General features: G+C 37.1%; 26 protein-coding genes. 24 read left to right on the forward strand and 2 right to left on the reverse strand.

Going from position 1 to position 22,432, the window contains the following annotated elements:
• The first annotated feature begins 44 nt into the window (after nt 1-44).
• The 24 genes from ACXADE_RS07195 (at nt 45) to ACXADE_RS07310 (ending at nt 21,068) form a co-directional block, all read left to right on the forward strand.
• Nucleotides 45-290, forward strand: a complete 246-nt coding sequence (locus tag ACXADE_RS07195; protein ID WP_474979797.1) for a hypothetical protein — start codon at nt 45-47, stop codon at nt 288-290.
• 796 nt (nt 291-1,086) lie between these two features.
• Complete coding sequence (locus tag ACXADE_RS07200; RefSeq protein WP_474979798.1) at nt 1,087-1,218, forward strand: hypothetical protein; 132 nt, start codon at nt 1,087-1,089, stop codon at nt 1,216-1,218.
• Between the two features lie 218 nt (nt 1,219-1,436).
• Nucleotides 1,437-1,760, forward strand: a complete 324-nt coding sequence (locus ACXADE_RS07205; protein WP_474979799.1) for a PadR family transcriptional regulator — start codon at nt 1,437-1,439, stop codon at nt 1,758-1,760.
• Entirely contained in the window at nt 1,760-2,404 is a 645-nt protein-coding gene (locus ACXADE_RS07210; RefSeq protein ID WP_474979800.1) for a permease prefix domain 1-containing protein, read from the forward strand. Before ACXADE_RS07205 ends, ACXADE_RS07210 begins: the two co-directional genes overlap by 1 nt.
• A 238-nt stretch (nt 2,405-2,642) precedes the next feature.
• Nucleotides 2,643-2,948 (forward strand): inner-membrane translocator, encoded by a 306-nt coding sequence (locus tag ACXADE_RS07215; RefSeq protein ID WP_474979801.1) that lies wholly within the window; start codon nt 2,643-2,645, stop codon nt 2,946-2,948.
• A 361-nt stretch (nt 2,949-3,309) separates the two neighbouring features.
• Complete coding sequence (locus tag ACXADE_RS07220; protein ID WP_474979802.1) at nt 3,310-3,492, forward strand: hypothetical protein; 183 nt, start codon at nt 3,310-3,312, stop codon at nt 3,490-3,492.
• 199 nt (nt 3,493-3,691) lie between these two features.
• Complete coding sequence (locus ACXADE_RS07225; RefSeq protein ID WP_474979803.1) at nt 3,692-4,282, forward strand: putative immunity protein; 591 nt, start codon at nt 3,692-3,694, stop codon at nt 4,280-4,282.
• Between the two features lie 269 nt (nt 4,283-4,551).
• Entirely contained in the window at nt 4,552-5,307 is a 756-nt protein-coding gene (locus tag ACXADE_RS07230; protein WP_474979804.1) for a metallophosphoesterase family protein, read from the forward strand.
• Nucleotides 5,308-5,459: 152 nt separating this feature from the next.
• Nucleotides 5,460-5,972, forward strand: a complete 513-nt coding sequence (locus tag ACXADE_RS07235) for a GNAT family N-acetyltransferase (RefSeq protein WP_474979805.1) — start codon at nt 5,460-5,462, stop codon at nt 5,970-5,972.
• A gap of 126 nt (nt 5,973-6,098) precedes the next feature.
• Complete coding sequence (locus tag ACXADE_RS07240) at nt 6,099-6,566, forward strand: GNAT family N-acetyltransferase (protein WP_474979806.1); 468 nt, start codon at nt 6,099-6,101, stop codon at nt 6,564-6,566.
• Between the two features lie 280 nt (nt 6,567-6,846).
• On the forward strand, nt 6,847-7,077 hold the full coding sequence (locus ACXADE_RS07245; protein WP_474979807.1) for a PF20097 family protein: 231 nt from the start codon (nt 6,847-6,849) through the stop codon (nt 7,075-7,077).
• 1,158 nt (nt 7,078-8,235) lie between these two features.
• Complete coding sequence (locus ACXADE_RS07250; RefSeq protein WP_474979808.1) at nt 8,236-8,520, forward strand: hypothetical protein; 285 nt, start codon at nt 8,236-8,238, stop codon at nt 8,518-8,520.
• Between the two features lie 159 nt (nt 8,521-8,679).
• Entirely contained in the window at nt 8,680-9,090 is a 411-nt protein-coding gene (locus ACXADE_RS07255; protein ID WP_474979809.1) for a VOC family protein, read from the forward strand.
• A gap of 18 nt (nt 9,091-9,108) precedes the next feature.
• Complete coding sequence (locus ACXADE_RS07260; protein ID WP_474979810.1) at nt 9,109-9,651, forward strand: N-acetyltransferase family protein; 543 nt, start codon at nt 9,109-9,111, stop codon at nt 9,649-9,651.
• A gap of 600 nt (nt 9,652-10,251) precedes the next feature.
• Nucleotides 10,252-10,791, forward strand: coding sequence for a sigma-70 family RNA polymerase sigma factor (locus ACXADE_RS07265; RefSeq protein ID WP_474979811.1), 540 nt, complete (start codon nt 10,252-10,254; stop codon nt 10,789-10,791).
• Nucleotides 10,791-11,204: a PadR family transcriptional regulator gene (locus ACXADE_RS07270; protein ID WP_474979812.1), complete on the forward strand. Its 414-nt coding sequence runs from the start codon at nt 10,791-10,793 to the stop codon at nt 11,202-11,204. Before ACXADE_RS07265 ends, ACXADE_RS07270 begins: the two co-directional genes overlap by 1 nt.
• Nucleotides 11,201-12,475: an FtsW/RodA/SpoVE family cell cycle protein gene (locus ACXADE_RS07275; protein WP_474979813.1), complete on the forward strand. Its 1,275-nt coding sequence runs from the start codon at nt 11,201-11,203 to the stop codon at nt 12,473-12,475. Before ACXADE_RS07270 ends, ACXADE_RS07275 begins: the two co-directional genes overlap by 4 nt.
• Before the next feature lie 348 nt (nt 12,476-12,823).
• Nucleotides 12,824-14,821 (forward strand): ABC transporter permease subunit, encoded by a 1,998-nt coding sequence (locus tag ACXADE_RS07280; RefSeq protein ID WP_474979814.1) that lies wholly within the window; start codon nt 12,824-12,826, stop codon nt 14,819-14,821.
• A gap of 806 nt (nt 14,822-15,627) precedes the next feature.
• The gene (locus ACXADE_RS07285; RefSeq protein WP_474982210.1) at nt 15,628-15,810 is read left to right on the forward strand and encodes a DUF6199 family natural product biosynthesis protein; all 183 of its coding nucleotides are present in this window, start codon (nt 15,628-15,630) and stop codon (nt 15,808-15,810) included.
• A 417-nt stretch (nt 15,811-16,227) separates the two neighbouring features.
• Nucleotides 16,228-17,943, forward strand: coding sequence for a M14 family metallopeptidase (locus ACXADE_RS07290; protein ID WP_474979815.1), 1,716 nt, complete (start codon nt 16,228-16,230; stop codon nt 17,941-17,943).
• Between the two features lie 285 nt (nt 17,944-18,228).
• Nucleotides 18,229-18,546, forward strand: a complete 318-nt coding sequence (locus tag ACXADE_RS07295) for an ArsR/SmtB family transcription factor (protein WP_474979816.1) — start codon at nt 18,229-18,231, stop codon at nt 18,544-18,546.
• A gap of 57 nt (nt 18,547-18,603) precedes the next feature.
• Nucleotides 18,604-19,869, forward strand: a complete 1,266-nt coding sequence (locus ACXADE_RS07300; RefSeq protein WP_474979817.1) for an NAD(P)-binding domain-containing protein — start codon at nt 18,604-18,606, stop codon at nt 19,867-19,869.
• Nucleotides 19,870-20,218: 349 nt separating this feature from the next.
• Nucleotides 20,219-20,677, forward strand: a complete 459-nt coding sequence (locus ACXADE_RS07305; protein WP_474979818.1) for a hypothetical protein — start codon at nt 20,219-20,221, stop codon at nt 20,675-20,677.
• 142 nt (nt 20,678-20,819) lie between these two features.
• Nucleotides 20,820-21,068 carry a hypothetical protein gene (locus ACXADE_RS07310; RefSeq protein ID WP_474979819.1) on the forward strand — a complete coding sequence of 83 codons (249 nt, stop codon included), beginning with the start codon at nt 20,820-20,822 and terminating at the stop codon, nt 21,066-21,068.
• A 151-nt stretch (nt 21,069-21,219) separates the two neighbouring features.
• Here ACXADE_RS07310 and ACXADE_RS07315 read toward each other — a convergent pair whose 3' ends face one another.
• Both ACXADE_RS07315 and ACXADE_RS07320 read right to left on the reverse strand, forming a co-directional pair.
• A complete protein-coding gene (locus ACXADE_RS07315; RefSeq protein WP_474979820.1) occupies nt 21,220-21,462 on the reverse strand; it encodes a hypothetical protein in 243 nt (80 codons plus the stop codon).
• An 86-nt stretch (nt 21,463-21,548) separates the two neighbouring features.
• Entirely contained in the window at nt 21,549-22,181 is a 633-nt protein-coding gene (locus tag ACXADE_RS07320; RefSeq protein WP_474979821.1) for an HNH endonuclease family protein, read from the reverse strand.
• Nucleotides 22,182-22,432 lie beyond the last annotated feature (251 nt).

The raw sequence follows: 22,432 nt of genomic DNA on the forward strand, positions 1-22,432 counted from the left end.
CTGATATACTTTGAATTCGAGTGTTCCAGTAAAGGGGGCAATGGTTGCAAAGTGGGTATGGCTTACAAATGGCATATCAACAACTTGAGAGGATGGTTCTATTGGATAGAAATTATAAAGACGGCAGATCTTTATTTTTTATTGGTACAATTGCTCTTGCGATTGGGATAACGTTTGAGTTTGTTGAAAATGCCCCTGTGCCTTACTCTTCATTCTCCATACTATTAATGATTACCGGATGGATTTTACTAACTGTATCTAGGTTTTTTAAGTTAAGCAGGAATAAATGATTTTTGTTTTAAAGTTCAATTATAGAGCTTGAATGGATAAAACGCTTTAGATTTTAATATCTCTCGAAATCAAGTCATCAACTAACGGGGGCACAAACTGAAAAAAAAGACAAAAGTCAGCATTGTATGCTGGCTTTTTAATAAGCTTAAGAGTGGTGTTAAAGATGTGAATTGTTAGGCATATGGAATCTTATGTTCAATAATTTATCAAACTGCCCTCTTTGATAGACCTACCGTCGGAGTGAAAAAATATGATAATGTAATTGGTGGTCACAGGGAGGGAGTTTATGGTCAATAATCCATCAGGTCTTATTTTCCTTATTGTAATGTATTTATTAGTATCTGTAGTAGGATTAGTGTCATCCATTATTGTAGAAGACTCTATTATTACGAACAGGAAGAATAAGTATTTGTTTTTTTGTTTCAATTTGATAAATAGTTTCATCTTTCCAACAATTATAATTAGCTCATTTCTTTATTTGGATGTTTCCAGCACATTTTATCGCTTAGGTAATTTATGCTCTCTTGTAGCTTTTATTCAATATCAAATGCTTGTTTACAGGTTTTTAAATACTGTTGAGGAAGAGTAGTTATTGATTATGTGTGAGATGACGGTCACCGTGGGAGTAAAGTTAGTCAGCTTTAATGCTGACTTTGTATTATGCTCAAACGTGTGGGGTGTAAAGCTAATTATTATGGATCCGAAACCTGATACATAACATATCTCGAATTCAAGTTTTCAACTAATGGGGCTTTTCTGAAATAAGATAAAATATTGTACCGGAGGGAAAATCAGTTGGATTGGTTAATATCTTGGTTTGCATTTGCAGTGGCAGTAGGGGCTTATATAGAAGTTTCTGTTAGAAACAAGAAGTTAGAGAAAAGGGTTCGAGTTTTAGAAAAATACTATGAAAAAGAGAATGAGTAAAAGTTATCTTTTCAAAAATAATCTTGATATCGAATTATAAATAAACGGAGGCATTCGATCAATAAAGGGAAAAATCTACTTTGGTTAAAAAGTATTCTATTATTGAGTCCACCTATACAGGGGTAGGGCTCTTTTTTTGGAATAATTTAGGTTAAATTACCTTGTTATACGATGTAAGTAGTTATACAATGTAATTACTACTACTTGGAGGTAACGCAATGGACAAAGAGTTGATGAAGGGGAGCATTGAAATCTTGTTGCTTTCGATCCTGGGGCAAGCAGACTGCTATGGGTACGAAATGACTAAGAAGCTCAGGGCACTGAGTGAGGGTGCTTACCACATGAATGAGGGGACCCTTTACCCGGCTTTGAAGAGGCTTGAGAAAAAGGAATGTGTGACGTCGTATTGGAGTACGGAATCCGCTGGGGGGCGGAGGAAGTATTATTCTATTACCGAAACAGGACGGACTGTATTAGCGAGAAAACTTAAGGATTGGAAGCAGATCAATTCATTAATAGAAAATACTGCGGGGGATTTTTGATGAAGGAGGTTGAGCAGTATGTAGAGGAAATCACCAAGAACCTGCCTGAAGAGGAGAAGGAAGAGTTGAGAGAAGAGATGTTCGGACACCTCCAGGAACATATGAAAGAGCTTCTCATCCAAGGGCATTCAGAAGAGGAAGCTGTGCTTCTGGCAATTGAGTCATTTGGCGATGAGGGCAAGCTGAACCAAGAGTTCAAGAGGTCCTTTTTTCCAACCTATAAGCTGGTTCGTTTCGCGTGGTCTGTCGTGTTGACCGTGGCAGGTCTCCGTTTGATTTCTTACTTTTCTATGGAGTACTATCACCCTGAGTTTGATAATGGGATTGCCTTGTATAGCGTTTGGATGGCAATGTTTTATATTGCCTCTCTCGCTGGGGCTGGTGAAGTGATGCATAGTTCTTTGGAAGGTGAAATCAAGTGGAAGTGGATAGTAAACCCTTGGGTGTTTTTTATGGTCCCGTCGTTGATGATAAGTGGGCTTCAAACATCGATGCTGTTTACCCAGCCTGAACGTTATCAGGATGGGCTATGGTTGGATTTATACGCTGTTGCGATTGGGGCCTTGGTGTATGTTTCGGCAAGGCAGCTATTTAATGGTCTTTTTGTGGGGGATAACAAAGCGAAAAGAAATGTAGTCAAATAAGGATCCTGTGGAATCTATTGAAAAATACGGTGGACTGGATGTTGCTGAATGTGTTAGCTGTTGTGATGGTTGCGGGCAGCTGTTACTGGATGGTCTAAAACATCAAAAAAGGAGAATCGAGTATCCTTCTGTTTTTAGAAATGATTGTTTTGCCTCTTGCCTTCTTTACCATGGGTCTTAGTTATGGTAATTCTGATTAGCTTATATTAGACTTAGAGACATTTTAAGGAGGAATTGTATGGATTTTTTAATGTATTTATTTCTTGGGGCATTGTTAATCCCAGCGAACATATTCATAGTAAAATGGCAAAAGAGTGAACAGTTCCCCCTCTGGTGTTCTGGGATTCTTTTAGCAGTTCTGGGCGTTGGTTTTGGCTTTGCTGTTGGCGCCATTCTGGTGGGTTTCGGTAATGTCGGACAAGGAGGAGCCATAATGTCAGCTTTTGTCGGTCTTGTAATCGTAGCTAATGGATTAATATATGTTTTTATAGGTCTTTTATTAGTAATCGGAAAACTATTTACTAAAAAGAATACTCCAGTATAAGAAAAAACCAAGTCACACAGATGTAACACGAGACTTGGAAGTTAATTTTGAATAAGGGTGAAGTGATGTCAATCACTTACACCACTAAAAGGTCCGTTAGTTAATAATTCCGGCAAAATATCTTGAAATCAAGCCTTCCTTTAACGGGGGTGTTTATTCAATAAGATGAGTGGCTTTTGAAACTTCAATAAGCTCTGAACGTAATAAATATAATAAGGTCTATATACAAGAATATCTAATTCATCAAAACATAACCTACTTTCAGATAATACTCTCTTATACAGATCGATAGTTGAGTTAGATATTATTTGTGTACTGTTATTTACTAGCAGATCAAATTAGGTTTTAGGAGGTCTATGTTATGAAGAGAAAATGCCCGGAATGCGGGGCAGAAGAATTTGAAAAGGGTACTGATCATATGCCCATCAGACCAATGAACAAGAAATTTTCAATGAAGGCGTTACAAAAGGTTTATATTTTTTGCTTGGGGTGTGGTGAGGTAGTTTCTACAAAGGTGGAGAACCCGACTAAACTTCATAATTAAAATCCTTTATCCAAATAGGGGTTTATTATGATTAATGAAAAGGTAATAGCTGGGCTTTCTTAAAATATTTTATCTTCAAGTCTTCCTGTATTGGGGGCTATTCTTTAGGAATTTTTCTATAAGTGCTAAGGATGATGGTGAAGTTACTCGTTTTAAGAAGGGACAAATAAAACCAATTAGTAATAGAGGGGGATACCTTTTGTTTTCAGATGTGAAAATTAAAATGAAGAAAAAGAATAAATTACTGTTTTCTCGCGATAGCCTTTGTTTGCAAGAATTAAAAGAACTTATTCAACTACAAAATCATAGAACCCTTGTCATGTGGGCGTTAGATTGCGCAGCAATACCATTAGAAAAATTTGAAGGAAAATACCCTGAAGAGAAGAGACCCAGAAATTGTCTAGAGCTCTGCGAGGATTGGTCAAGAGGTGAAATTAAAATGCCCGTAGCAAAGAAGGCTATCTTAAATTCACATGCTGTTGCAAAAGAAATTGAAGATATAGAATATGGAACTTTATGCCAAGCTATCGGTCATGCTGGGGCTACTGTACATGTGGAAACACATGCTTTAGGGTTGCCTATTTATGAATTGACGTCAATAGCCAATAAATACGGTAAAGATGACTTCCAAGATCCAGTAACTGAAAAGATAGAATACTACTATAACCGCCTTTTGCATTGGCAAGAAAATATCGATAATCTAGGTCTAAAATGGGCTGATTTTTTAATGGATGATACTAAACCTAATAAAGAAAGATTATTGAGTGAGAAAAGGGATGAAAATCAATAAGTTTCAGTTTTAAGTTACTAGCGGGGGCAATTCCATAACAGACGAATTGCCCCCTCTTAATGTATTGGGCAGGATTATGGAAGGCTCAGTTTCGAGATATCTATGAAAAACACCCTTTATAGTAAAGGAATACTCTGTATTAATGTCGAAACATGGAAAAGTATGGTTAATTTAAAACTCAAAGGATTTATAGTGAGCTTGTCATAAAAAATTTTAGTATATAATCTCTAGATTACCCTTAAAAACAGGTGGAGAAAAGGAGTTTAAAGATGCGTATTGCTTTTATATCAGATATACACGGTAATGCCATAGCTTTTGAAGAGGTAGTTAAAGATCTCAGAGATCAATCTCCAGATGCAATTGTGTGTTTAGGAGATATTGTAATGAAAGGCCCTCAACCAAAGGAATGCATTGATATATTAAATTCATTAGAACCTATTTCGATTATTAGAGGAAATCATGAGCATCTGTACACTAGATATAATGGAGAAAGTAATTCCAGTTCTTTTAAGGAAATTTTGACATATGAATCGATCAATTACGATCAACAATATTTGACTATAAAAGAACAGGAGTGGTTATCTAATCTTCCTGAAAAAGACACTCTTTTGTTTGAGGATAGAAAAGTTGACCTTTTTCATGCTTCACCGAAATCACTAAATGAAGTGATATTCCCTTGGGCTCCTATTGAAGACTTAGACAAATTATTTGTAGACCCTGAATCAGATTTTAGTTTCTATGGGCATGTTCATCATTCATTTGTTAGGAAGTGCACATCTAGAACGATTGTGAATACTGGGAGTATTGGCTTATCTTTCGACAACGATAACAGGGCATCCTATGCTATATTAGATCTTGGAACAAACGGTAGTTCTGTTCAATTAAGAAGAGTTCAGTACAATATTGAGAAGGCTATTAAAATTGCTTATGATCGAAAAATGCCTTTTGCGCATATGTTTGAATATGCATTGAGGAGAGCTAAATATCCCTACATAGAACAATTTTATAGTCCCACTACTAATTAGTAGTGGGACTATAAAGTTCAAAAAATCACATTATATCTTTTATCTTGGTACTGAGTTTTCAGATAAATGGGATATTCCTTATATAAGAGTACCCTCTTCTAAGCTGAGGAATGATAAGTGAGGCATTTAGATGATTGAGACTTGGGAGGAGGGTGCATAGAAAAGTGTTATATGAGACCAGAAGGTTAAAGTTTCGTAAGTACGATGATGAAGATTTCGATTACTTATTCTCTTTACTATCAGATCCAGAAATGGTGAGGTATATAGGTGATGGAAATACAAAAGACGCGAAAAGCACCAATAACTTTTTAAAGTGGATTTATAGTACATATAATATTGGTCCTGATATGGGTTTAATGGTACTAGAAAATAAGGAAGATAATACTCAAATAGGGCATGCAGGTCTAGTACCACAAACAGTTGACGGAGCTGAAGAAATTGAAATAGGCTATTGGGTTTCTCGAAAACATTGGGGAAAAGGTTACGCTACAGAAGCAGCCAAAGCTTTGAAGGAACACGGACTTATTGTTTTAGGTGAATATAGGCTTGTTTCTTTAATTCAACCTACTAATATGGCTTCAAGAAAGGTGGCTAATAAAATAGGGATGAATTTTGATAAGGAAATTGTACTTGGAGATCAAAAAATTCATGTTTATTCAACTTAATCTGAGAATTATCTCGAAATCAAGTCTTACGGAAAAGGGGGCTTATCTTTAAGAAGGAGCTCTTTTATTATTAAGTAAAGAAGAAAATCAGTGAAACAATTTAATATGTATTGAGGTGCAAATAGGATGTCAAACGTAGAATTAAAAATGATTACTTCTGACAATTGGAAAGAAGCTCTTGAATTATCCGTTTACGAAGAACAACAGAAATTTGTTGCTTCAGTTAATCCTCCAGTTGCTATTGCACTTGCTAAAGCATATGTGAGACCTGGTGGAAAAAAGGTTGAGCCATATGGAATTTATGATAATAAAAAGATGGTAGGATTTTTCAATTTGCACTATAGGGCTAGTAGTACAGACGATTATTGGATTTTTCATTTTTTTATAGATAAAAGATTTCAACGAAACGGATTAGGTTCAAAAGCATTTCGAGAATTGATGATACAGATTAAACAAAATCATCCTGCCTGTTGCTGTATACGTTTAACGGTTCATCCAGAAAATGAAGCAGGGAAAAAGTTTTATTTAAAAGTTGGATTTTCGGAAGACAATACTTTGACATTTGACGAGCCTACCTATTCAATATTTATATAACAAATTTCCGGAGAATATTTCTATATTCTTATTAAACTAACGGTGATATCTCGAAATCAAGTTATACAGTATCGGGGCAATTCTATAACAGAAGAATTGCCTTCTTCTTAATGTTTTCGGCAGGTTGGTTGAAGACTTAGTTTTGAGAAAATAGTCAGTGTTGAAACTAAATTGGATTGGTATCGTATGTGTAATAAAAGAAATGAGTTATGGTGCGATTAAGTGGGAATGAGAAAGAAGCTTCTAGAAAGTGGAAAAATAGAAGGTGGTGTAACTAACAATGGACGATGTTGTAAGGTGTCCTGAATGTGGTCACGAGTTGAAGCAAGGATATATTTTCTCTCCTCGAAGAATTTGCTGGTCAGACTCGCCTGATTCCATCTTTGCGGATTTTGGAAGTGAAACATTAATAGGTGATGCATGGTTAAAAGTCAAAAAAGTTCCAGCGTTAAGGTGTGAAGAGTGTAGTATAGTTATTTTCAATCATAAGGAAAACAACGATATAAAATAACAGTAATTTTGAACTTATCTAACAAACGGGTGCTTTAGTGAAATAAGTAAGATAGTGAGACAGCATCTATTGCTGGCTTTTTTATTATTAGTGTGTATTATCTAATTGGTTAATTATGTTAAAATTGCCACAATAATGCGATAGCTCCTAGGGAGTATAGAGGTGGTAAAGTGTTAAGTTATTTTAAGTTCTTCTTATTTTTAGGTGTCGGCCTTTCACTATGGCAGGTACTGTTTTCATCTTTCAACTTTGTAGAGGTAATTGTTTTCTCTTTATTTACTACTTTTTTCAGATGGCTGTATGAGGTTACTTGGGGCAAGAAATGAAGATGATCCCTTTAAACTTGGACTCGAGTCTTCCACTAAAGGTGGCGATTCTTCAATATTAGGGATCGCTTTTACACTAACGAAGCGGGTTTACTAAAGATAAACAAAAAAATTCAAATAAAAAAGGAAGAGGTTTTTTGTTAAACAGAAAAATACTTTCTATAGTTGTTGGAGTTTTTACTACGCTTTTTGTTAGTTTTTGCTTTAATTACGCAAAATGATTATCTATTATTATTACCGTTCATTCAACTTATTTTAGGTCTAGTCATAGCGAAGGTGTTGGTGACTGGAATATCTGCGTTTCATAGAAAAAGTAAAGGGTTAGGATTGTTTATTACTTTCATTACATTATTTTTGCTTAGTATTATAATTTTACATAACACTGTGACAATTGAAGGATTCATTTCAGTTATAACCCTATATATTGTATTTGGAGTTCCGATTGTTATTATTGCGATGTTAGTCCAACGAATAAATACGAGAGAATTGGAACTGTGAGTGAATGATCAAAGAGTATTAGCTATTCGGCTTATTCGAGTAAAGGCTGCTTTAGTCGAATATTAACTCGAAAGTATCTGGGGTTTGAGTTTTACACAAATGGGGGCGATTGTTTGATAGAGCATTAGCCCTTTGTTACATATGCACAAGTAATATCAATGGTTTAACCTATTAAATTGCCGGGTCAGATTTGTTCAATGAGAAATCATAATAGGAAGAACACTTACTGCAAAACAAGATTAGAGTATGAATTTCTGATATAAAAATGCGAAAAATTGAGGCGAAGTACATTAGTATGTTTGCACGGTATAATAAAATATATGGAGGTATAGTTATGTGGGTAATATTTGGGGGGATTGCAATAGTATTAACTGTTATAAATCTTTCTTTGTATGGAGCAAGAAAGGATTACAAGCTTGCGATGGCGCTGGCATTATCATTTACAGCATTAACCATTTGTGCAGATTACAGCTATCTAAATCACTGGGTAAAAGCAGAAGATTGGGCAGCTTTATCGGATGTGATACCTGGTATGGCAAGGGCATTTTGGTTTTTGACAATTGTTTCTATCTTGCTAAATATAGCACCTATATTTTTAGAACGGATAGGTAAGAAATAATGAGTGATGCAATTATTGTGTAAGCCTTCTCTATAACTAACGGGGCGATTGTTCAATAGAGCATTAGTCCTTTATTACATATGTACAAGTAATATCAGTGGTTTAACCTATTTAACTGAAGGAGCAGTTTAATTCATGAATTGGGAGGGGTTTTATAAAGTGAGAGACAAACTATTGAGGGTTGGAACTACTTATATCCCAGTTTCAAATGTAGAGCTTTCATCTGAATGGTATGTCAATAAATTAGGTGCAGAGTTATCTTATAAAGATGAAGACAAAGCGATTTTAAACCTTGCAAACCAAAGCATTTTTCTTGTGAAGGCTAATGAAAGTCAAAGTTCGAATTTTATGGATGTCTATGGGGCAGAACGTTTCTCTTTAACATTTGAAGTAAATGGATTGGATGCTTTGAAGGCACTTCATAAAGATTTTATAGCAAACGAAATAAGAGTTGGAACTATTGTAGACAGAGGGCATTCAGGAAGAAATTTTGTTTTTTACGATTTGGATGGTAATAAATTTGATGTATGGAGTGAACTTAGTCCTATTTTCAAAGAGAAATATATTTAATCGAAGAGGGGGAGTAATATGATAGTAAACTCAAAACAATATAAAGTTCCTAATCTCCATTACAAAGTAAAATATGCACAATTCAAAGACGCGCAAGCTTTATCTGAATTAAGGTTACAGATAGATGGTGAAACTGAAAATTTGGATAGAGTTAAAGGAGAAGCATACATAAACAAAGAAGGATTTAAGGATATTATCAAAAGTGACTCAGAAAGTTTGAACAATATTTTCTTGGTAGCTGAAGTAAATGGAACCCTTGTTGGTTTCTCTAGATGTGAAGGAAATGTATATAAAAGAAGTTCTCATAAGGTAGAGTTTGGTGTAGGAGTATTGAGGGATTATTGGGGATATGGAATAGGAAAGAACTTGTTAAAAGAAAGTATTAGTTGGGCAGATGCAAATAACATAAAGAAAATCACTTTGAATGTCCTGGAAACAAACGAGATTGCAATAGCTCTTTATAAAAATTATGGTTTTAAGATTGAAGGTGTATTACAGAAAGACAAGTTATTATCTGATGATAATTACTACAATACGTTATTGATGGGTAGGTTAAATTAGTTATATTCGTAATTTTCTTGATATCGAGTCTTACAGAAACGGGGGGAGGGGTTAGGTGGAGTTCGTAGTGTTCTTAATCGTATTAATTGCCTTGATGTTTGTGACAGAAAAAATTACAACTAAAATACTTAGAGTTGAAAAGGTAAGTTTATCCGAAACATCCGGTAAAAACCTTGACCGCTGGGGGAGAGGTACAATTCTGTTAGTCTTTATAATCACACTATAGTTTGTAATTGATTTAAACTCAGACGCTTTAATTAAATATTATTTAATGACCTACTTAGCAATAATATTAGGATTTCAGGCGTTTTTGGAATTCACCTTTATTAAGGATTCAAAGCAATATATCAGCACAATGATAATACTTTTAATGAGTCTTATTATTATGTATAACGTCGATAATCTCCCTTTTTTAGAAAAGATGTTGTGACATAGTGTACGAATATTATAGTTGTTGTATTGGTTATTTCTTAATCGAGGATATCTCAGTTTCAATCCTTAAAGGAAAGAGAACGATTATTCAATAAGAATAGTCGTTCTTTTTAATTTCCTAAAACTAATCCACGTTTAGATTCGTTATATAAAGCAGGAGGGTTTAAATTGGAAGAGTCGATTGAGAAGTATATGGAAATGCAAGATAAAGAGCGAGCCATTCAAGAAGTCATGGATACATATGGGCAATCTGTTCTCCAACTGGTGTATTCATATGTGAAGAACCAAGCGATTGCAGAGGATCTAACCCAGGAAATTTTCATGAAGTGTTATAGGAACTTACATAAGTATAATGGCAAGTCAAAAATTAGAACGTGGATATGGAGCATTGCGATAAATCATAGTAAGGATTATCTGAGAAGCTGGTATAACCGTAAAGTGGTGGTTTCTGAAGAAAAGGTAATGCACGCTGAACAAAGACACTTAAGTACAGAGGATGAAGTTATTCAAGATTACGTGGACAAAGAACTGGTGACTACCATTATGGAGTTACCTGCGAAATATCGAGAGGTGATCTACCTGTACTATTACGAAGAAGTGACGACAAAAGAGATGGCTAAGGTCTTGAAAAAGAATGAAAACACCATAAAAACACGGTTGAAAAGGGCGAAAGTAATTTTAAAAGAACAATTAGGAGGGAGTCTGTAATGGAAAAGAGGTTGAAGAAGTTAAAGAATTCCCTAGACAAGCTTGAATTTCACAACCTTCAATTTAACGGAAGGCTCAGGGAAGGAATTGAGAAAAAACTTGAGTATGAGAATGAGGGAGAAGAAGGTGTCCTGTTGGCTATTTTCCAGTTATTGGTGCAGGAGAAAACGGGCTTTACTTTGTCTAAGCATTTGAGATCCAGGGGGGTTGTGAGGTTTGAAGATCATGAGGGGCATTTGTATACAATCCTTCATAGGTTGGAACAGAAAGGATATACCCGTTCAGGATGGGAAGAGGATGGGGGAAAGTATTATGTCCTGACGAAGAAAGGTAAAAAGCTCTTAAATAAATATGAACGAACCCCTGAAAATCTGGCTGCTTTTCGCTCTATAACTGAGGGGCTGGAATTATGAAAATGGATAAAAGTCATTATATTGAGTATGTAAAGAAGTTTATAAAGAATAAAGAAGCGAAACAAGTGGTCTCTGAAGAACTGACCTACCATATCGAACAGGAGAAACTAAGGATGACTAAAGATGGTTCCCAATCTGAGGAAGGTGTGGAGGAAGAAGCAGTCAAACGGATGGGGAACCCCATTGAATTAGGAAAAAGCTTTAATCAGCTGTACCGTGACAAAACAGACTGGTGGATGGTGGTTCTATTATTGATGAGTGTGGGGATTAGTTTTCTCCCGGTCCTTGTTTTCAATCAGGACTTTGGTTATCTCCTGGAAAGTAAATTTGTGTACACTTTTATGGGAATTGGAATAGCTACAGTCCTCTTCTTCTTTGATTATCGAAAGTTACAGAAGTGGGGGTGGATGTTTTATGGGGCAGGACTGTTGGGACTGTTTTACCTCATCTATGGTCCCGTATCATACGTGGTTGGACAACCAGTCGTGGAAGTTGGACCGTTTTCTATCAAAGGGATTTACTTCATCCCCCTTTTCATTCTTGGATTTGCCTCTTTACTTTCTAGTCCTAAAGCAAAGCTATGGAAAGCTTTGATCGTGTTATCCATTCCGCTTTATCTTTATTTAAATACTTCGGATCTTATTTCGACGGGGATTCTTCTCCTCCTGTTTTTTTCCATGGCCTGGTTTATTAACTTAAACCGAAAAGCACTAACAGGAATCGTTTTTGGAAGTAGTAGTGCTATTGCTTTATATTTATGGTTAGCCCCAATTAAAGATTATCAGCTTGTTAGGCTTTTATCTTTCTTAAACCCTGAAGACTATTCTGATTCACAAGGGTATGTCTATCTCCGGGTTCAAGAAATGCTTTCTAATACGCAATGGTTTGGTCGAGGTGGAAACCTTGAAAATCTTCCCTCAGGACATACAGACTTTGTATTGGTTAGTTTAACGTACAACTACGGTTGGATAATATCCTTTATGACTATTCTTGTACTCCTATTATTGATGGTGCGGCTGTTTGTTGTGAATCTGAAGATAATCGATAAGTTTGGGAAAATGCTCATTACTGGGGGACTGGCATTTTATTCGGTTCCTTTTCTCTATCACCTTCTAATGTCCTTTGGGTTGCTGCCATTTATGGCGTTTTCTCTCCCATTCTTAAGTTACGGTTTTCATCCTATGGTTTTACATGCAGTGGTGTTTGGACTGATCTTAAGCGTGTACAGAAAAAAAGCTATCGTTGGAGCGATGTTATCTCACTATTCATAACACCGAGGAGTATGTGCCTTAGCTGTCCTATTAACCAAGCATTTATAATACCGGTACCTGACCTGAACTCTTAAAGGGAAATAGAGGGTTCAAGCACTATAACTGTTAATATTTTTAAATCAATTCTCCAGTATCGGGAGCGGTTGTTCAATAAGAGCAATCGCTTTTTTATTATCGTTCCTAGTAGTTGAAGACTCAGTTTCGGAATAATTTAGGAAGGGGTTGTGAGATCTGCCATATCTCTCTATTCACGTATTAAGGTATACATATCTTAAATGATTTACAAAAAATTGAAACTTTGCCCCTAAATTATCGTATAGAATTTCAAGGTGGAAATGGGGGATTCGTTTGAAGGTCGCTAAATTTTTCATTAACTATTTTTTTGGTGTCATAGGCATAATTTTAATTAGTTGTATATCAGTTATGTTCTCTAATGGATTTAATTGGAAGTTATCTTTTTATTTTCAAAGCGTGGCCCATGTAATAAATCAGATATTAACTCCCTCAGAATGGGTTTTCCAACATCGTCTTAATTATCAATACATAGAAAAGCCTCTCTTCTCTTATATATCAGATAACTACCTGTATTCTATGACCATTTTATTTTCCGCGCTAGCCATTGCCATTGTAGTGGGACTTGTATTAGCTATATCGACCTTTGGGTTACCTGGAAAGATCAGTGGGACCATACATACTGTTTTAAATAGTTTAGAAGCATTGCCAGATATTCTGTTCCTATTCTTATTACAAATGTTCGTGGTGTGGTTTTTTAAGTCGTTTGATCTTTTACTTTTTCGATTTGTCTATTTGGGTGAAGAAAAAATCTACCTTTCTCCTATTTTGTCATTATGTATTTTACCAACTGTGCTATTTTACAGGACTTGTCTTTTACTACTTGAAGAAGAATGGCGAAAAGACTATGTTACATTAGCTAAAAGTAAAGGACTAAGAAACACGACTATTCTTGTAAAGCATTGTTTAAGTAATATGAAAAGAAACCTAATCATACAATCAAAGCCGATTCTGTGGCTTACGCTGTCGAGTTTATTAGTCATCGAGTATTTACATAACTTCTATGGAATTGTGCGGTTAATCTTTTTTGATACAAGACCTTTCATCATGGCGGTATCATTGATTCTAATATTCACTCCATTTTATATCATGTATTCTTTATTGGATTGGCTGATTGGGGAAGAAACGAAAACGGGCACCTTATCTGCGCCTTCTATGCTGAAAAATGCTGAAGTTCTTCACCTCCAAAAATTTTCGCTTAAAGGGTTAATGGAAAGAATGATTTCCGTGTGGAGTGCACTTGTTAAACAACTTTTGCTACTACTTAAAAGTCCAAAGTTTCTTGTGGGTCTAGGGTATATTATTTTGATGCTGGGCATCAGCGTATTGTATAACGCACCCGTTGAAAATGCCGGGTTAGTGGAAGACGCAAAAGGAAACATTCAAGCTCCTCCTCATTCCTGGGGCGAAGATGAGTTGATTTTTGGCTCCAATTTAAATGGATATCCTGTTTTACAAATGTTGATTGTCGGTGCGAAGTACACGATCTTGTTCACCCTCTTGGTTGCTCTTGCCAGAGTAGTTATTGGTTATATGCTCAGCATCCCTTATATTTTCTGGTTAGGATCCCGGTCAAAGAAAGTCATTAATGGATTAGCTGATGGCATGCAGTTTTTGCCTATAACATTAATTGCCTATGTCTTACTTGTGGGCAACGTGATTTTTGAGGAACATCAAAGACAACTTGCTGAATCGCTGATGGTTCCTAATCTAGTATTAGTATTGATTATTTTGATTGTTTTCGCCCTCCCAGTCTTGTTGAATGTGATCGGCCAGGAATCCGATGAAATCCTGAAAAAAGAGTACATTCAAGCTGCTATGCTGCTCGGAGCAAGTAAGGGGAGGATTTTCTTTAAACACATGACTCCTCATTTGGTACCGAGGTTATTTTTATTACTTGGACAACAAATGATTCTAGTTCTACAGGTTCTCCTGCACCTTGGTGTGCTTTCCATATTCTTAGGAGGGACGATACGAGGAAATAGAGAGGGGGCTTCTCAATCTTTGATCTATGAATGGACATCGCTCTTTGAGACGATGAGAATTGGAATAATGACAGAGAGGTATTGGTTAATTATTCCTGTTTTAGTATTATACATTCTTCTTATCTTGTCCATTCAGGCTGTCGTGAAAAGTCTTATTGAGAATCAGCAACGTAAGATAGGGATTCATTCAAAACCAAAAGTGAAGAAATCAATGGAATTTAAGGAAAAGGGTAAATCACATAAAGATAAGGAAATGTTCTCCTTCGTTAAAGAGGGAAAGTATATTTGAGTAATTGATCTCGAATTCGAGTCTTCAACGAACGCGGGCCAATTTTGAAACAGAAGAATTCCTTTTCTTAACGTTTGGGACAGGTTAGTTGAAGGTTTAGGGAGGGTTTTTATGCCTAAATCAGTCTTAGTAAAGTTATGCTTGTTAATGTTGGGCATATTTTTCATCCAGGTTGTATTGTTTGTGAGAATGATGTCTATTAACTTTTTCGGAGCTATGGTTCAATACATTGAATTCACTCCATATACAAGCATAGTTGGCATCATCCTTGGGCTAACGAGTTTAAATAAAGAAAGGGGAAAGAGAATAGTACCTATTATTACACTTATCATCAGTATAATATTTCTTCTCCTATTTCTTCTCTTCTTATTCAATTTTTCCTTTGGTGGGTAATTATTAATCAGGGCTAAACACAAAGGATTATCTTGATTTTGAGTCTTCTGGATTTAATTATATTATGACTATCGCAAATTTATCTTAAATGGTAGCGGAGGGGGGATTTTATGAGCTTTTGGACTTGGTTAGCAATCACGATTGCTTTGATTAGTGGAATCGTATTCTCGAACTCTTCTAAGAAAAAGACGGAAAGAAAACATATAGTTGCACTTATTTGGTTTATAATCGCAGTAATTTTATTTTTTGCTTGGTGGTTTACACGATGAATTCATATAGTTTTATATGGGGGCACCTTGAACCTGAGGCTTCTTTTTACCCGGGCAATTATTAAATAAGAGTGTTCATCTGTAAAGGCTCGGGTAGTTCGTGGAGAAGACAAAAAGAAGAGGTGATCGTTTATATTTATTGCCATTTTCTTCTTATTCATAGGTGTTTGGGGGATTTCTTCACCAAATTCATGGTGGTTAATCGGAGAAAGTTGGAAATCGAAGGGTGCCGATGGACCTTCTACACTTTTTATCTGGTCTACAAGAATCACCGGGGTGTTCTTTATACTCATAGGAATTAGCGGAATTGCAGCTACCCTAATTTAACCTAACTGTTGAATTAAGTAATAGGATTCCTTTGATTTACCTTGCTCTCAAAATAGGTCAATTAGGAAAAATGGTTGATCTTAAAATACGATAGGTGGCGATTGTTCAATTAGAGCAATCGCTTTATTATGTTCTGCTCATTTAGTTGCAATGTCACTAGATCAATAGCATTATTTCTAACTATTTTGGTTGAAAATAGAAAAAATGAGTAAATATGTACATTTTATATTATTTCACCACTTTTAATGACCATTTGACTCTGTGATATAGAGCGTTATTATACGATAAATGACATTATTCAACATTAAAAATACTTTTTTCAAGTAACAAATTTACTATTTATCTAAAAATTTAGAATATTTTACAATATAAAGGATTACATTGTACACTTTGGGAACAAATATTTTAGGGAGGAGAATGATAGTAGTGGAAAAACACAAATTTAGTTTTTGGGGATTAGCGATTCCTTTACTTTTTGTAGTCTCTCTATGGGCTACACCTGTATTGGCTTCTGAAGAATCTCCTTATTATGGAAAAGAGTATAATCAACCTCAACAGGTTTTGGACCTTTACCCCACCCCAGATATTGACTTGGACACCCCAGCATTCACCAAAGAAGGAAAAGCCTTTACCACACAAGAAGAAATGCTCGAGTTTGTCAAAGAACTTGAAAAAGAGAATGAGAACGTTTACTTAAAAGAAATTGGTTCATCTATTGAAGGAAGATCAATCCCAGCCCTGTTCTATGCAGAAAATGGTCATTATGATAATAGAAAGCCAACAGTTTGGCTGCAAGGACAAATCCACGGAAATGAACCTGCAGCCGGAGAAAGTGTTCTTGCTACAGCTCAACGATTAGCGGGTAACTATGGGGACGAAGTGCTTAAAGAAGTAAATGTTATTGTCGTACCTCGCATTAACCCGGACGGATCTTATGCTTTTGATCGTCATGCAGCAAATGGGCTGGACGCTAACCGGGACCATATTAAATTTGATTTACCGGAAGTTCAAGCCATTCATAAGCTCCATAGCAAATATAAACCAGAAGTAACCATTGATGCCCATGAATATAGTGTAGGCAACAAGTTATTTGAAGACTTTGGTCAAGAAGGATACTTAAAGTATCATGACATCACGTTGCTATCTGGTAAAAACCTAAACATACCTGAAGAGATTCGCTCCGTTTCCAATCAATTATTTGTAGAAAATGCTCAAGACGATCTGACAGAAGAAGGTTACTCCAGTAGAGAGTATTATATTGCTTCAAGTGAAGATGAGGAAGCGGTCATTAAAGAAGGCGGTACAGACCCAAGGATTGGTCGGAATGCTTTTGGTTTGACTCCTTCGATCTCTTTTCTTGTAGAATCACGCGGGATTGGGATTGGAAGAGAAAACTTTGAACGACGTGTAGCCTCCCAGGTGGAAACCCATATGAGCTTGATACATAGTACTGCTGACAACGCTGATCGTATTAAGCGTCTGGTTTGGAAAGCACGTAAAGATGTAGTTAAGAAAGGATTCCTTTCGAATGACGATGATCAGATTGTCATAGAGGATAAACGGAAAGAAATCACGGGCCAATCCTTAGAGGTTGTAGATATCGCTGAAGGTTCTACTAAAAACATTCCAGTTCAATACTTCAGTTCTACCGAGTCTATTCCAACCTTAACGAGAGAAAGACCACAAGCTTATTTCATCCAGGAAGGAAATGAAGAAGTCATAGAAAAACTTAGATTCAGTGGTGTTAAAGTTCTTCAGCTTCCTTGGGATATTAGTGTAGATGTGGAGGCATATCAAGTGACTTCTGTAGAAGATGGTGGATTATATGAAGGGTATGATCGTACGAATGTACAAACGAAACTTCTAGAGGAAGAAACAACGTTTGAAAAAGGCACCTATGTGGTCCCTACCGCACAAGTGTCCGCCAATCTGGCAGCCGTTGCTTTAGAGCCTGAGTCAAATGATAGTTTTGTTACTTTCAACTTTATCTCAGCTCAGGAGGGGGAGACACTGCCAGTCTATCGTTATCATAGAAATGGCCTCATCGATAAATCAAGGGAAAACAAATTTAACACTCAACGAAATGGTGAGAAGGAAAACAAACAGTTCTCTAACTGGCTAAAACAACAGTGAGACAGGAACTAAGGTGGAGAAATCCCCGGGATTCTAAATGAATTCCCGGGGATTTTTTAATCCGTGTAGTTTGTTCCGGTTTTCTCGAAAAGCTTAGAGGAGATGAACCAGGAAATTCGCTGTGTAGGGGTAGATTACTGGATCAATAAAATCATTTGAAAGAGCAAGAGAGCTTTAATGTCTTCTTTTAATCAATTATTTTTGATTAATCCATTGACTTGAAAAAGGGGAGGGTTTATCATTTAATTCATCAATGTTTTTTGATGAAATGAGGGGAGGAGAGGTATGGAAAAAGATAGCATCGTACCTGTTGACTACAATGTCAATTATTCAAAATATGTGCAGCAGTTTAAAGCTTTAGGGGATGAGAAACGACTGCAGATCATGAATGTGCTCACCCGTAATGGGAGAACGTGTGTCTGTGACTTGGTGGAAGAATTGAATCTTCCTCAATCCAAACTGTCGTATCATTTGAAGTTGCTTTGGAACGCAGGTTTCCTGCACAAAGAGACAAAAGGTACATGGAGTTATTACTGGATCAATGAAACCGTTGTAAATGCGGTTTTATCAGAGGAACTTTGTTGTTTATTCAGACCGAATTAAGGCGTCTGGTTTAGACTGTTCATCAATTTTTTTTGATATAAAAGGAGGATGACGAATATGAAAAGAAAATTACCGGTGGCTATCATTGGTGGAGGCCCGATCGGTTTGGCCGCTGCGTCTCAGTTAGCTATGAAAAAGGAATCTTTTATTCTATTTGAAGCTGGAGAAAAGGTAGGAACGAATTTTCTTGATTATGGTCACGTCCGTCTCTTCTCGCCATGGAAATACAACATGGATGAAGCTGCTAAGTCGCTTCTTTCTCGTCATCATATGACATTGCCTGAAATGGAGAAGCTCCCCTTTGGTAAGGAAATCGTAGAGGATTACCTTCAGCCATTAGCCAGCCTGCCAGAATTGAAGAATGCGATTCACTTAAAAAGTGACGTCCGTTCTATTTCCCGCAAAGGGTTCGATAAAATGAAAACTCATGGACGGGAAACCGCACCTTTCATTTTGAACATTATCGAAAATGGTGAACCGAAATACTATGAAGCAAGTGCAGTCATTGATGCTTCAGGCACATGGCAGCACCCGAACCCGTTGGGATCGAATGGAATTCACGTTGGCGGTGAGGAGGACTATTCCGAACAGATTCGATATGGTATTCCTGATGTTCTGGGCAAGGAAAAAGAGCGTTATGAAGGGAAGAAGATTTTAGTGGTCGGCAGTGGACATTCGGCGATCAATGCATTGCTTGATTTATCCGATTTGGAGGATACAACACTGCATTGGAGTCTTCGTAAACAAAAGGTTGAGCATACGTATGGAGGGATGGAAGATGACGCCTTACCAGGAAGAGGGGCACTTGGTTCACGGATTAAAGATTTGATTGAAAGTGGTCGTGTTCATGTACATACCCCTTTTCATATTTCGAAACTGATTTCTAAGAATGGAAAGATTGATGTATCAGGCGAGAAAGCAGCGCAGGAAGAAGTGATTGAAGGTATCGATGAGATTATTGCAGTCACAGGTTCTCGTCCGCAGTTCGATTTCCTCAGCGAACTCCGTTATACCTTCGATGCTGCGGTTGAGTCGGTTCCAGCCTTAGCGGAGCTAATCGATCCTAATCTACATAGTTGTGGTACTGTGCGTGCTCATGGTGAAAAAGAGTTAAAACAGCCTGAACCGCATTTCTATATCGTCGGCGCAAAAAGCTATGGACGTGCGCCTACATTCCTTCTGGCGACAGGATATGAGCAAGTGCGTTCTGTAGTTTCTTACTTAACGGGAGATTTTAAAGGCGCGAAAGAAGTTCATTTGAATCTCCCTGAAACAGGCGTCTGCCAGGCAGACCTTAATGGGAAAGAAAGGAGCTGTTGCTAATGATGAAGACCGAAGTGAAGTTTATACTATAATTACCATGAGAAAAGCAGGCATCTGGAAAGAGTGCCTGCTTTTTCATTTTACCTCATCACCTATAGGGGGGATGATATTTCATTTATAGACAAAAATTCAACTATATAAAAGCAATTGAGTTCTTATTTTATTTTTGAAATAATTGGAATGGTAAGGGGTGGAAAGGCTAAGAGTTCAAAAGAGAACGGAAACTGTTATGGTTGATTGTCCTATTCTCACTTATCGTTACGGTCTGGAATGACTTGTCCGTCCACCTAATGACTTCACCATCAACAATTGGTGATTTAACCATAAGCATTTTTCTGGAGGTGATGGGATGAAGCAGGTCGTACATACATGGGTTCCACATGAAGCATGTACCCATTACATTTCGTTAGATACATGCACGCTGCTGCCTTACTGGATAGAATTGACGTTCACTTTGCTTATCCAACATGATGACGGTTGGATTTGTGATTCGGGGAAAAAGGTCACCTTTACGTTCGAATCCCCCGTGGCTGTAAGGTACTCGGAAGAGGCAGAACGAGTAGACTTAATGAATGCAGATTTTGTTGATGAGTATTCTGTAGCTAAAGGGCGCGTGTGGCCTTATTTCAAAGTGGAAAATTCAGAATTTCTACAATGGCAACTTGATCTGGATGCAGCTATTAGGGATCTGGATGAACTGACGTGCTTTGGTTTTACCGAAGAGCAATATTTATTTGAAATTTTGAGTGGTAAGGATCCTGTTGTGAAAGTGGATGGACTCAGGCAATTGGAGAGAGAACAATTATGAAACCAAACAAATAGGATATTTTCGAAATTCTTTTCGGTTTATAGAAAGATATCCCGTTTAGTCAAGGGACTTGTCCGGAGGAACTTTTCTTTTATTGTCTAGCACCCTATCTCTACTACTCGAAATGAATGGAGGAGTCCTAATGCAAAAAGTAGCAAAGTTCATCAGTAATAGTTTGTTCGTATTCGCAGGTCTATTGTTTTTGGTGAGTCTATCTGTAGAAATTGCCTTTTCATCGTTGTACATAATGCTGTTATTAGCTCCATCTCTCATAATCCATGAGCTCCTACAGATGCCTGTAAAGGGGAAAAGAAGAATATATTCTATGATTTACGTCAGTATTGCTATCTTAATGTTTGGAATCGCAGGGTTAGGATTAATCATGAGCTGAATGAAGCAATTAAAAAGAAATAATAAGAGAAGAATGAATAACTATAAAAAATGAGCCGCTTCCAAAAGGAGAGTCGGCTCATTTTTTTCATTCATATAATATTCGTCCATTATTAATTAAGGGATTAGGGTTTTTATTTGATTACACGTTATTAAGGGCGTTTCAACACGGTTGCCAGTAGTCGGTGAACGACGGTGTGGTCCCTTGAATCATGTAAGCGGTAGTCTTCTCCCGGGAGCGTATACCACTCTTCAGCACCAACATAAGTAATGGCTAACTTGAGTGTACCATTGTCATCACAAAGAGTGCGTAGTTCAAGCTCTCCGCTGATGACTCCGACTTCATTGGTCATTACACCGTGGCTTGCTGTGAAAATGGTTGACTTTTCTTCCATTCGAAAGACTCCCTTCTTGTTGGTTGAATGAACGCCATGCACGTTCATTCGATCCATTTTATGTTTTCTGTGTACGCGCTACAAGTTTAGTAGTGACAAGTATTAAGCATGCTTTGGAGCGAATCCTTCTCCGATGATTGCAAGGATAGATCCCAGTTATACTTCGTGTTGATCCACCATTTTGCATACCCGCAGTGGGAACTGTAGCGTGACGGTTGCCATGTCGAAGGATCCTGGTCTCCTTTGGACCTATTGGAGCTGTAGGATACTGCAATGAGCTGGGGGCCGGAGAGGTCATTGGCAAAATCCTCGCGCTTTTGTGTGGTCCATTCGTTGGCTCCTGAACGCCATGCTTCAGCTAGAGGAACGACGTGATCGATGTCCAGGTCGGAAGGGTCATCCACGGTAACACCATCATAGTAACTGTACCATTCACCTGACGTCACAGGGCAGTCTCCGGAATAGTAATCGGCATCCCGTTGGAGTACCAATTGCCGCGTGTCACAATCATTGCCTTTATAATCCCAATGGGGAAACTTATCACGGGAATAGCCGCTCATAGAGTCCTCGGGCATTACAGGCAGCGCATCCAACTGATCTTGTGCTGTAGCCTTTGAAGGTGTGTTCGGCGGAAACGCAGAAACCGTTGGCATGTGGGATGGAAAGCCAGTCAAAAATAGAGCGATAGCAAAAACGAACATCAGTGATCTTTTAAGCATAGAAGTTCCTCCTAATATGTATTTTATATCAATATCTCAGTTCTTTTTTATGCCTGAGATATGAATACCGGGTTAAATTTACAGCCGATTTGGAGAGGCGTTTATTCTGGCGTTTCCATTTGCAATGGTAGCATGGAATTTAAATGAATAGAGTAAATTAAGTGTAAACAATCTATAGATTTCAATGATAGGTAATCGTGAGGGGTACTTTCGACATGATAGTTAAAAGTGAATGATAAATTAGATTTCGA

The organism is Halobacillus sp. ABR2_026 (assembly GCF_056158545.1).